This window comes from Candidatus Cloacimonadaceae bacterium (assembly GCA_030693415.1).
In the GTDB taxonomy this organism is placed as follows: domain Bacteria; phylum Cloacimonadota; class Cloacimonadia; order Cloacimonadales; family Cloacimonadaceae; genus JAUYAR01.
Window position 1 is genome coordinate 1 of record JAUYAR010000146.1, and the last position, 11,940, is coordinate 11,940.

Genomic DNA, 11,940 nt, shown 5'->3' on the forward strand with positions numbered 1-11,940 from the left:
CCTGACAATATCGAAATCATCTACCTACCTCCATACTCACCTGAGCTAAATCCGATTGAAAGATTGTGGAAGTACATGAAAACACACTTTATTCATAATCGTGTCTTCGATTCACTCAAGCAAATGATGGCACACATGGTAAACGTGTTTGGAGACTTGACTAACGAGACTGTTTCATCGTTGTGCCATTGCAGTTATCTTGATTTATGACATTACAAAATAAACTTTGTATAATGCTGCGGGGAAATCTCCGCTCGCTATGGTTTCACCCCGCTTGAGTTCGGATACCGGGGTAAATGACCTGAATACACACCAGGTGCGGTTTCACAGGCTAATCAATTCACTTTTTCCGCAACATCAGCCACATGAAAAAAGGGCAGCCAATGGCGGCGGTGATTACTCCCACTGGGAGTTCGATCGCCGTCACGCTTTTGGCGATCAAATCGCAGGCAAGCAGATAGATGCCCCCGGTAAAAAGGGATAAAAGGTAGATTTTTTTCTGTCCGGAAGGGACGGCAAACCTCACCAAATGGGGAATGATCAATCCCACGAAACCGATGATTCCAGCATAGGCGACCACGATTCCGATCAAAATGGAGCTTGCCGCAAATATTTGTTTACGCAAGGCGGAAACGTTGATGCCAACGCTGCCGGCATAGATATCTCCGCCGCTGAGGATGTCCAGCGCGGTGGATTTGGAATAGAGAAAAACCAATAGGACTAACGAGATACCGCACAGAACGAGGAAAAAGCGCCATTCGCCGAAACTGAAGATCCTGCCCAGATTGCCCATCAGGGTGCCGAGAATGATCATCGTATCCTTTTGAAAGAGATACATTAATAGCGATATACCGGCGGCAAAAAACATTCCGGCAATCACTCCAGAAATGAGCAGACGGCTTCGCTCAAAGCGTCCCTGCTTTTGTGCCAGACCCCAGACTAACAGCATGGTCGCTCCCGCTCCCAGAAAGCCGCCGAGGGGCATCAAGAGGACCATGCCCAAGACCCCGAAAAGGATCGCACCAAACGCCGAACCGGATGAAATGCCAAGGATATAGGGCTCCGCAAGTGGGTTTGTAAGCATCATCTGATAGACTGAGCCGATCCCCGCGAGCACCATTCCGGTGAGCAGAGTCAGAATCAGCCGCGGGATGCGGACGTGACGGATGATATTGGCATCGGCTTGTCCTTCAAACAGATAGGTACCTATCAAGAGCACGGATATGACAAATAGCAACATGATGAAAAAGGACAGTTTCCTCATCTGCTTTCCTCGCTATGAAACTGATCAAAAATCTCGCGCAGCCTTGCCATCCCAAGTGTTGCGCGTGGCGCGGCACGTTGGATCAGATCGGGATTGATGTCTTTCTCAAAATATATCCTGCGATTGCGAATCGCGGGGATTTTTTGCCAGCCCTTGCGGTTGACGATGCTTTCCAGTGTGTCCTGCGAGTAGCAGATCATGATTTCCGGCATGGCACTGATCACGTCTTCGTTTTTGACCCTGGCATAATCACGCTCGAGCACAGCGAAGATGTTGTCTCCACCAGCGTTTTCGATCAATTCACCCACGAAAGAGGCATCGGAAACGCTCATCAAAGGATCGCGGTAGATTTCGATATAGACTCTTGGCTTGGCGCGGGCGGAAGCGCTTTGCTTTAAGGTGCTTAGGAAGGCGGCGATGCTATCCGCCAAAGCCTTTCCCTCTGTCTCTTTGCCGATAATCGTTCCGACGCGTCTGATCTCGGAAATCATCTCGATCAAGGATCGGGGATAGATTTGTTCCACCCGGAGCCCCAGTTTCTTCAGTTCCTGCGTTATCGCATCCTGCTCCAACGCGGAGGTGAAAACGATCGAGGGTTTGAGGGCGAGGATGGCTTCCTTATTCAGCATGCCAAACTTGCCGACCTTGGTGATCAACTTCAGATCAGACGGATAATTGCATTCTTCGGTGATGCCGACGATATCCTGCAGCCCACCCAATGCGGCAATGACTTCCGCAACTTCTGGAGAGAGAACCACATAGCGGTTTTCAACACTTGCCTCGCGTTGGCGGCAAGCGCTTGAGAAAAGGATCATGGCGATCAAGCTCGAAAACCAGATCAACCGGATTACGTTGTTTTTTATTTTCATATTATTCACATTTGGGATTGTTGGGGCTCGCATGAGTTTCTTGTCAAGAACTTTCCTGCCATCTTCGATCTGAAAACTCTTGCCGCTCATTGGATTGCAAGAGCAAGACTAATCACGAGGACGAAGATCAAGGCAAAGGCGTCTGGGAAACCCAACGAAAGCGTGTGTAGTCTGCTGCTTTTGCCTTTGCTGCGAAAGCCGCGCAGCTCCAAAGCGATTGCCTGAATGCCGCTTTTGGAGATGAATCCACCCAAGACGGAAAGCGCCGTGAGAGCGTAAATATCGATCCTTTGACGCAGGCGGAGCTTGCGCATATCGATCCCCCGCAGGATCAACAGCTGGCGCAGGTGTTTGACTTTGGCACTCACGGCGGGGATGATATGCACGGCATAAAAGATCATGAAAGTGAGCTCCTCCGGCAGGCGCAGCTTGCGAAATGCCAGATCGAAACCATTGTAGTCGATGCGCGCCAAGATTTTGGCGGAAAAAAGAATGATCACCAGTCTCAAAGACAGCATCAATCCCTGATTCAAACCATGTTTGGCGATCTTGAACCGCCAAAGCTGATGATCGCCGTCATTTCCTTTGGAAAAGAGGATCTGAATGATGAGGATCAGCAGCAGCAACGGCAGCATTCGCAACAGGCTGCTTAGCATGGCTTTGCACTTGATGCGCCCAAGCGTGAGAGCGGAAATGAGACTAAGCGCAACGATCAGACCCAGGTTTCCAAGTGTGGAAAGTAGCATTGCCATGCCGGAAAACCAGATTGCCAGTCCGATCAGCGCAAGCGGATGCAGGATTGGGCTCTTTTTGTTGGTCATCTTTTCTGAAGTCATCAATGCTCTCTAAGCAAACCGTTTTCGAGATGTAAGGCTCTGTCGAACAAGGAACCAAAATCTGCCGCAGAGTGGCTTACGACCAGCATGCCCCTGCCCTTTTGTTTCATCAATTCGATCAATTCACACTTCCTGCGGCTGTCCATGGCGTCAAACGGCTCGTCGAGGATCCAGAATTTGTCCATCATAAAAGGCAGCACAGACATCAAAAGTGCACGAATCTCGCCATCGGAAAGCTCTGTATAGGGCTGGTCCCATTTGTCCCGATATTGGCTGACGATTTGTTTCAGCGCCTTGTCCGTAATCCTTTCAGGATGAGCAATATGCCAAATTCGCAGATCGTGGCGGGGGGATAGTCCAAAGAGGTTTTCGTGTGCGTTTTGCAGCAGGAAAACAAGGCTACTGAATGTTTGGGCTGTTGCTTGAGCGAGCGGCTTTCCATGAAATAAAACCTTGCCGTGGGTGGGTTTGAGCAAACCGGTGATCAGTTTGAGCAAGGTGCTTTTCCCGCTTCCGTTTTCGCCCATGAGCAGGATGGAATCCTTGGCTGAAATAAATAAGTTCGTGTCCTCGATGAGCTTGCCCTGCCCGGGATAGAAAAAGGATAGTTCTTTCAGCTCGAAGAGATCGCTCAATTCAAGCTCCCAAGTGTAATGACCTGCGTGCAGAAATCGTCGCAAGCGCTGTCGTGGTTCGCTGCGATGATTATCTTTCCTTGATGCAGTAAAGATTTCAGCCATTCTTTCAAGAGTTCTTTTCCCCCCTCCGAAAGGCTAACTGTCGGCTCGTCCAATAGGATCAATTGTGTGTCCAGCGCCGCGCAAACGGCGAAAAGCAACCGTTTTTTTTGCCCCTGGGAAAGCGTGGACGGATCTTGAGCGTAGATGTGTTTCAGGTGGAATCTATCCGCTGCAACGTCAATGCGCTGCCTGATTTCAAGCGGTTTGATACCCATGTTTTCCAGAGCAAAACTGAGCTCCTTTTCACTGTCCGGAAAGAATATCTGCGCGTCCGGATCGCTCATCTGATATGCCAGATAGCGATAGCGCTCCCTCAGCGGATACGATCTCAATTCTAAGCCGTTCAAAGCGATAGAACCTGCCAGCTCGCCATGGATGTGCTCGGGAATGACACCCGCAATGGAATTTAACAGGCTGGTCTTGCCGCTGCCGTTGACACCTTTGAGGATCAGCAGTTCGCCCGCACGGAGCTTGATGTTGACGTCCGAGAACAGCGCTTTGGCTGCCTTCGGATAGAGCAGGCTCAGCCTCTTTATTTCCAGCATCATAGCCTATGGCAACAGTTCAAAGTAGTCGAAGTTTTCCAGCTTTACCTCAAAGATGGAGGAAAAGGGGATTTCCTTGCTCTCAGCTCCTTTCACCAAGCGCCATTTGCTGTTCGCGCCGAGTTTCCAATCCAGCTTTTTGCTCAGCTCGATCAATATCGATAAGTGATATTTGTTGATCAACGCATATTCGCCCATCTGGATAAATACGACATCCCGCAGCCACATCCCACCGGGGATTTGTGGGCTTTTCATGTGATAGCCGCCCTCGCGATATTCAAGCACCGCATCCTGCAAATGTTTGGGATAGGAAAGAATCGAACTGACACCGTCCCGGCTCAGGATATAAAGCTCGCCGCCGTTTCTGAGTATCTCATCCGGCAAAAACTCCCGAAAAAGCCACCCTTCAATATCTACGAACGGCGTCGGATCACGATGCAAAACAAACTCCTTCAGATAGCTATCGATCAGCATAAAGCCCTGGGGGACGACGATGGGCAGCTCTCCTTCAAGGACCACCCTTGCGACAAAACTGACCCATTTCATCTCTCGTGTGCCGGGAAAGATAACTCGCATACTCTTGTCCTCGAATATCTTGCCTTCACTGGAAAATGCAAGCCAACATTCCAGCGTGTCAAATTCGCTTTTTTCCAACATGGTCATATAGCGGTCTTCGGCTTCAAAGCGGATCCGTTTGAAATCATTATACCCGTTGTCCCGCAGCCACTTGTCGAAACGTATCCCTTGCCAGAGAGAACGCGATTTGTCCTTGAGACTGATCGTGGCAAATGCTTGCATCGGAAGAGCGGAGAGCGCGTCATAGCTGACTTCGCGGCTCATCCCTTCGCAAGTGATTATCGTGAGCGAGTGCAGCATCAAGACCCCCATGCAAATTATTATCAGCAGTATATATTTCATGTTGTTAACCCGGTTTCCCTTAGTGCTTTGAGCACTCCGAAAGAAGCGTATCCGCCGACGATGCCGGAAGCCAATGCCAAAGCCCCAATCCACACTGCAATGGGCAAGGGATGACGAAACAGCAGCACCGCCACGACCATCGCTCCCGTGATATTTGCACATGCGCAAAGCAGCAGATGCACGCCCAGCTTATCTCGTTTGCGGAGAATGAAATAGAGCAGATCGACCACGATTCCGGGAAGGGTGTAGCTGAGCAGTGAGAGCATTCCCTGATTGCCCTGAATCCCGACTACGAGTACGATCAAAGCCTGTAGGAAGCCAAACAGCGTCCCGGTGCCGATTTTCTTTGTCATCATCACTGCCAAGACCAGCCACATCATATAAAAACCACCCGCGATAGAACCTCCGGGAATCATCAACGGAGTGGATATCATCTTCGAAAGCGGCGAAACGATCGGTTTGATCGCGATTCCAATCCCCGCCAGAGTGGCGATCAGGATCAGATCCTTGGTGCTGAAACGTGCTAACATTTTTCCTCATTTTTATCCGAATTGTTTGGAAATTTGCCGTTACTCGCGCTGCAGCGCTTGAGTCCAGCCTTTCCAATCACGGGAGGCAGCGGAGTTTCCTCCCAGCCGCCTATCGGCGATAAGTCCATGGCAAAAAAAGCTTTAGGACATATCGCTCGGCTGAATGCAATGTTTATTCTATGTTCAAATCTGTCAAGTGAGGATCGATCAGACCAAGCGAGTCATATCACCGGTTTTAATCTTAAAAAGGATGAGCTCCACTCCCGCCTCGGCAAAAAGCTGTTCCGCTAATGCATCAGGATAGGTATCCGCCACATAAACCGTTCTGATTTCGGCATTTATGATCAAACGGGCGCAGATGCTGCAAGGCTGATTGGTGCAATATAGCTCCGCCCCCTTGGTGCTTGAACCATTGAGACCGGATTGGATGAGGGCGTTTTGTTCGGCATGCACACCGCGGCAGAGCTCGTGCTTTTCACCGGAGGGGACGTTTCTCAGAGTGCGCAAGCAGCCCACTTCCGCGCAGTGGGAAATCCCCTTGGGGCTGCCGTTGTAGCCGGTGGAGAGGATTTGGTTGTTGCGCACCAACACGGCACCCACGTGGCGGCGCAAACAGGTGCTGCGTTTGGATGCCAAAATCGCCATTTCCATGAAGTAATGTTGCCAGGACGGTCGTTCTTCCATTTCATTTCCCGTATTGCTTTAGTGGATAGCACAAGATTGAGCTTGACAATTTTTGTCAAGTCCGGCTTTTGCATTCCTGATTACGATTGCTCGATTTCACTGTTGATGTTTTGAGCTGAAGAAGAGGAAAGAATGAATAACTATATGGCTTGTTGCGGTTTATACTGCGGTGCCTGCAGCAGCATGATCGCTCATGAAAAAGGATGTGGCGACGAATCTGCCCAAAAAGTCCCGATCGATCCCGATGAAAGTCCCTGTCCCGGATGCGGATCACCGGGCTTGGAGGATTGCGAATTCATCGTGTGCAACAAATCCCACGGCACCGAGTGCTGCGCTTATTGCGAAGAGTTTCCCTGCGAAATGATCATCAAATTCAACCATAGCGAATATGTCCACCACTCCGTCGTGCTGAGCAACCTGAAACGCATCCAGGAAATCGGCAGGGATGCCTGGCTGACGGAGCAGAAAATATACTGGAGCTGCAAATCATGTGGAGCCAGATATCATTGGTATCAAGCCAATTGCGAGAGCTGCGGAGCTATTGGAAATGCGGTGTTTTTGCCTTCTCACTAAGTCATAGAGAAGGTAGCGTCCCGCCAGAGATAAGCGGATATTTAGCGAGCAAGGGCACGATCGCTCGACCGTGCCCTATTGCTCATTCAGACAATGCCTTGGCTGCACCTTATCTTTCAAGGCTCATAGGCATCGTATAGTCATTTGATACTATTTCATCAGCATCATTTTCTTGCGTTCAGATCTGCCGTTGGCGCTGAGGCGATAGAAATAGATTCCGCTGCTCACGGCGTTTCCGCTCTTGTCTTTGCCGTTCCAGACGACGCTGTTTCTGCCGAAGGGACGGGTTTCGTTGACGAGGGTTCTCACCAGTTGTCCTTTCACGTTGTAGATGGAGAGGTTGGCATTGCCGCTTGCGGGCATGTCAAAGCTGATGGTGGTTTCGGGATTGAAGGGGTTGGGATAGTTTTGCAGCAGCATATTGCTGATTGCGGGAATGCCGTCATCTTCGTTGCTTTGTGCAAACGGGAAGACGATCTGCAGTTCCATGATCATGGTTTCGCCGCCATCGTTGATGGGGTGATAGGGTGGTTGGTTTGCAAACGATCCCCAAGTGAAGTCATTATAGAATAGCAATCCAAGCTTTCCGACCTTCTGGTTTCCCTGCATTCCGGTATAGATCACCTTGTCTGCGGGATAAACCCACATGGGTTTGATGCCCGCTAATTGGGGAGTGTCCACTCTGTTGAGCACGATCGGCTCGCTCCAGATTCCACCGTTGTTCGGAGAGACTGAGATATAGATCTCGGGTGCGTTTGCATAGGCGGAATAATCCGGGTCCGAATAATAGTTGTACCATCTGGCGCGCAGGGAACTCTGCCACACGCAAACCATCATGCCATAATCATTCGGTTCGGAGAGCTTGATGTTGTTGTAGTGAAACATCATGGCATCGGTGTGAGCGGTGGCATCCCAGTGCGGGAATGGCCATTCGGTGATGATCAGGGGATATTGATTGGGTGCGGTTCCGCCGTATCCGTCCACGACTCCCCAGGGCTCTTCATAGTCCCAGGGTGTGAAGTATTGATTGACGTTATCCTGCAGATGCTTTTGCGGATAGATCTCGCGCACCGTGAATTGCTGGGTGCCCGGATCGTAGATAAAGCTTTTAACAAACTGCATTGAGGGATAGTAAGTGCTCTCATTGGTTTGCAAAGCCCAAAGCGCAGGAACGTGAATTCTGCCGTAGGTGTCGATGACGGCATTGAGGTGGCTAGAATTGGCGATCCCCCAGGTAAGCGCTGAATCCGGATAGGGCACATCGTTGGCGTCGGTGAAGTAGCCGGGTCCCCCAGGATACTCAGGCGGGTTCCAGGATGGCAGCTCAGCAAAAGCACTCACTCTCGTCCAGGTTCCCTGTCCATAATTCGAGCACATGAAGACGTCCATGTCCTCTTCGATGATGCTGTTGTTTTCAGAATCGGTAGCGAAGTGATATCCGGCATAGAACAGATTGCCCATATTGTCTGCCGTGATGGCGTGGAAGGGGCGTCTCCAGTTCACAGCATCGTGATTCCAGGCATCCAGTTCAGGGATGGACATGTAGCTCCAGTTCAGATCGCCGCCGTTTTCGATATCGATTCCGTTAAAATCAGCATACGCGAAAAAGGGATTTTCACTGGGCGCGGCAGTGTGTGACACACTATTACGAGCCACCACATACACCCTCCTTTTTCCCGCGATGGGGGAGGGTCCTATGACCGCAGTGGGCCAGATGTATGTGTTGTCGGTCGAAAGATAGGGCGGCGGGGCGTTGTAGGGATTATTGAACAGATTGATGACTTCGTTGAACAAACCGGGGATACCTGAAATGAAGGCGTCGGAAGTGAATTGAACCTCCAGTTGGGTGTCCGTGTCGCCATTGGCATGCCAGGCATACAAGGGTTTGCCGTCAATGGGATCCACCGCGATGGTCGAAAATCCCTCGTGGATTTGCACGTTGGTGATCTCATTGTTGTTGTTGACGTTGCACTGGGCGTCAAGATAGGTATAAAACACGCGGCGCGTACCGGTTGATTGACGTCTTCCCATATAGCTGATAAAGTATCCGCCGCCGGCTGAATTTGGGATCACGCGCATCGGCAAGCCGCTGTAGCTTCCGATCATATAATCGTAAAAGTTTGTGATGAGCGAAGTGGGTGGCTTTGTAAAGACCCACTCGGGCACATCGCGATTTACCTGCATCCGCACTCCCTGAGGGATTTCGACTGCTGTTTTTTGGATGCCGGGGGGCATTATTTCGGCGTAAATTGCGCCCAGCATGCACAGGGCGACCGTTAACAACAAGAGCTGTTTCATCATAACCTCCATCTCTCTGTTATGGTTGAGTTTATTTAATCTCATCCGTCCTGCGATGCAGGAACGTATACGATAACTTCATTATGCTCGACAAGTCACTAACCGGCTTTGGAAAAACCACGAAGAGGATTCCCGCCACGGGGTCACGCTATACAATAAAATAATGCGAGGAACCGATAATCCAAAAGTTTTCTTGCTTTTCATCTTTAAAAACGCATTATGCATGTTTGTCATTCAATTTTGCAAGCTCGAAACAAATCCGATCCTCACAAAATCCAAGATGTTTCCAAATAACTCCATGCCGGATATTTAGTCAAGAAAAATCACACTTGAAGGGGTAATTTCCATCAGGAAGACAAAAAAACAGACCAAAAATAGGTTTTGTAATTACCGAAGTCCTCACGATTCTATCTGCAAATCTCTGTCCCTCCGCGGGTAAAAAGTATTTCTGAATCTCCTCCGCTTCTCTCTGAGGTTCTCTGTGTTTTAAGACATATATTCAGCTTGCTTCCTCGATTTTCTCGTCCCGCTTCCGGTCATTATGATCCAGGATTTTTTTGCGGATGCGGATCTGAGCCGGAGTGATCTCCACCAATTCGTCGTCTCCGATATATTCGATGGCTTGTTCGAGGGAAAAGATGCGTGGGGGAATGAGTTTGATGGCGTCGTCTTTGCCGGCGGCGCGGTTATTGGTGAGTTTTTTGCCGCGGCAGACGTTGATGATCAGGTCTTTTTCCTTGCTGTGCTGTCCTACCACCATGCCGGCATAGACTTCGGTGGTGGGATTGATAAAGAAAGAACCGCGCGCCTGGAAGTTATTTAGGGAATAGCCCATCGCGACGCCGTTTTCCATGGCGATCATCGAACCGTGGTTCGAGCCCTCGATCTCGCCTTTGTGTTTGTCAAAGCCGAAAAAGGTCTGATTCAGGATGCCGGTGCCGCGGGTCTCGGTCAAAAACTCATTTCTGAAACCGATCAATCCGCGAGCCGGAACCTTGAATTCCAAGCGTGAATAGCCATCCACCGCTGCCGTCATGTGCACGATCTCGCCTTTTCTAACGCCCATCAGACTGATCACGGTTCCCACGAATTCTTCGGCGACATCGACAATCGCAAGCTCCATCGGTTCAAGCAATTCGCCATTCTCTTCGTGAAAGATCACCCGAGGTTTGGAAACTGCGAATTCATAGCCTTCGCGGCGCATGTTTTCCATCAGGATCGCCAGTTGCAATTCGCCGCGACCCTTGACTGTAAAGGTATCCGCGCTGTCGGTTCGTTCCACGACGAGGGAGACGTTTGTCTTCAGTTCGCGTTGCAGGCGTTCCCAGATCTTGCTGGAGGTCACCCATTTGCCGCTTTTTCCCATGAAGGGCGAATCGTTGATCATAAACTCGATGGCGATGGTCGGTTCGTCGATGCTGATACTTGATAGCGCCACGGGATCATTTTTATCCGCGACCGTTTCGCCCACGTTGATCTCTTCCAATCCCGCGATGGAAACGATATCTCCGGCATAGGCAGTTTTGATCTCTTTTTTATGCACACCTTCATAGGTGAAGATATTTGTCACTTTGTAGAGGATACTGCTGTCATCGCGTTTGAGCAGCAACACTTCGTCTCCGGCGCTCACGCTTCCGTGATGGATCTTGCCGGTGCCCATTTTTCCAAGATAGTTGTCATATTCGATGGCGGAAACCAGCATCTGCAGCGGCATATCGATCTCGCCTTCGGCATCCGGAACTTCTTCGATGATCATATCCAACAGGGGAAAGATATTGTCCGGCGGGTCGCCGATCTCATCTACCGCGTAGCCTTCCTTGGCAGAGGTATAGATGACCGGAAAGTCAAGCTGTTCGTGATGCGCGTTCAGTTCCAAGAAGAGATCGAAGATCATATCCAGCACGTCATGCGCTCGGGCGTTGTGACGATCGATCTTGTTGATGACCACCAGCGGTTTCAAGCCCAATTCCAACGCATTTTTGAGCACATATTTGGTTTGGGGCATCGGTCCTTCGAAGGCATCGACGATCAAGAGCACGGAATCCACCATTTTCATGATGCGTTGCACTTCGCCGCCAAAATCCGCATGTCCGGGTGTGTCCACGATATTTATCTTGTAGTCTTTATATTCCAAGGAGGCGCATTTGGAAAAGATGGTGATCCCCCGTTCTTTTTCGATGTCATTGGAATCCATGACGCGCTCGATGACTTTTTCGTTGTCCCGAAACAAGCCGGTCTGTCTGAGGATAGCATCCACGAGGGTAGTTTTGCCATGATCAACGTGCGCTATAATGGCGATGTTCTTGATTTTTTGCATGATTTGTCCTTATTTTTCCGTTAGGTTGTGCCATGATTCTGAAAGTGCCAATATCGTCAATGTATGTTATCGAAAGTGCTTCGTATTACGTCTCAACCTTGATCAGTCCGCGGACGATATGGAATTACCGACGTCCCCGTCGGTTCATGCGCGACAACCCCATCAGTGGCGCCACATACCGCCGCGTCAAAACCGAAAAACTGCCAATATTATGCAACTGCATATAATATCAAGCAAATCCTGATACGCACCTTCTCCACCCAGAAAATCCCAAAAATCATCTGCAACCTTCAGTTCATGTTCGAGATCGAGCATCCCTTTCATTGTCCACCGGGCATAGGGTTTCGGCTCATAGGGATTGTATGG

At 50.0% G+C, this 11,940-nt stretch carries 13 protein-coding genes and 1 riboswitch; of the genes, 2 read left to right on the forward strand and 11 right to left on the reverse strand.

Features of this window, described 5'->3' with window-relative positions; translation table 11 throughout:
* Positions 1–15: 15 nt before the first annotated feature.
* Entirely contained in the window at positions 16–210 is a 195-nt protein-coding gene (locus Q8M98_08685) for a transposase (GenBank protein MDP3114839.1), read from the forward strand.
* Between the two features lie 130 nt (positions 211–340).
* Here Q8M98_08685 and Q8M98_08690 read toward each other — a convergent pair whose 3' ends face one another.
* From Q8M98_08690 to Q8M98_08725, 8 genes are all read right to left on the reverse strand, one after another.
* A complete protein-coding gene (locus tag Q8M98_08690) occupies positions 341–1,264 on the reverse strand; it encodes an iron ABC transporter permease (GenBank protein ID MDP3114840.1) in 924 nt (307 codons plus the stop codon).
* On the reverse strand, positions 1,261–2,133 hold the full coding sequence (locus tag Q8M98_08695; protein MDP3114841.1) for a helical backbone metal receptor: 873 nt from the start codon (positions 2,131–2,133) through the stop codon (positions 1,261–1,263). The genes Q8M98_08690 and Q8M98_08695 overlap by 4 nt, the downstream gene beginning before the upstream one ends.
* Positions 2,134–2,219: 86 nt before the next feature.
* Positions 2,220–2,954, reverse strand: coding sequence for an energy-coupling factor transporter transmembrane component T (locus Q8M98_08700; GenBank protein MDP3114842.1), 735 nt, complete (start codon positions 2,952–2,954; stop codon positions 2,220–2,222).
* A 14-nt stretch (positions 2,955–2,968) separates the two neighbouring features.
* The gene (locus tag Q8M98_08705) at positions 2,969–3,604 is read right to left on the reverse strand and encodes an energy-coupling factor ABC transporter ATP-binding protein (protein ID MDP3114843.1); all 636 of its coding nucleotides are present in this window, start codon (positions 3,602–3,604) and stop codon (positions 2,969–2,971) included.
* Positions 3,601–4,254 carry an ABC transporter ATP-binding protein gene (locus tag Q8M98_08710; GenBank protein MDP3114844.1) on the reverse strand — a complete coding sequence of 218 codons (654 nt, stop codon included), beginning with the start codon at positions 4,252–4,254 and terminating at the stop codon, positions 3,601–3,603. Before Q8M98_08710 ends, Q8M98_08705 begins: the two co-directional genes overlap by 4 nt.
* A 6-nt stretch (positions 4,255–4,260) precedes the next feature.
* Entirely contained in the window at positions 4,261–5,172 is a 912-nt protein-coding gene (locus Q8M98_08715; protein ID MDP3114845.1) for a hypothetical protein, read from the reverse strand.
* A complete protein-coding gene (locus Q8M98_08720; protein ID MDP3114846.1) occupies positions 5,169–5,702 on the reverse strand; it encodes an ECF transporter S component in 534 nt (177 codons plus the stop codon). The genes Q8M98_08715 and Q8M98_08720 overlap by 4 nt, the downstream gene beginning before the upstream one ends.
* A 49-nt stretch (positions 5,703–5,751) precedes the next feature.
* Positions 5,752–5,875, reverse strand: a riboswitch (molybdenum cofactor riboswitch).
* Positions 5,876–5,909: 34 nt separating this feature from the next.
* Positions 5,910–6,386 carry a cytidine/deoxycytidylate deaminase family protein gene (locus tag Q8M98_08725; GenBank protein MDP3114847.1) on the reverse strand — a complete coding sequence of 159 codons (477 nt, stop codon included), beginning with the start codon at positions 6,384–6,386 and terminating at the stop codon, positions 5,910–5,912.
* A 132-nt stretch (positions 6,387–6,518) separates the two neighbouring features.
* On the opposite strand from Q8M98_08725, the gene Q8M98_08730 reads away from it, so the two are divergent.
* Positions 6,519–6,959 carry a DUF3795 domain-containing protein gene (locus tag Q8M98_08730; protein MDP3114848.1) on the forward strand — a complete coding sequence of 147 codons (441 nt, stop codon included), beginning with the start codon at positions 6,519–6,521 and terminating at the stop codon, positions 6,957–6,959.
* Between the two features lie 150 nt (positions 6,960–7,109).
* Here the strand turns inward: Q8M98_08730 and Q8M98_08735 are convergent, their stop codons facing one another.
* From Q8M98_08735 to Q8M98_08745, 3 genes are all read right to left on the reverse strand, one after another.
* Complete coding sequence (locus Q8M98_08735; GenBank protein ID MDP3114849.1) at positions 7,110–9,257, reverse strand: FlgD immunoglobulin-like domain containing protein; 2,148 nt, start codon at positions 9,255–9,257, stop codon at positions 7,110–7,112.
* A gap of 499 nt (positions 9,258–9,756) precedes the next feature.
* A complete protein-coding gene (gene typA, locus Q8M98_08740; protein MDP3114850.1) occupies positions 9,757–11,574 on the reverse strand; it encodes a translational GTPase TypA in 1,818 nt (605 codons plus the stop codon).
* Between the two features lie 186 nt (positions 11,575–11,760).
* The coding region (locus Q8M98_08745) for a TdeIII family type II restriction endonuclease (GenBank protein ID MDP3114851.1) at positions 11,761–11,940 on the reverse strand (180 nt) is incomplete at its 5' end.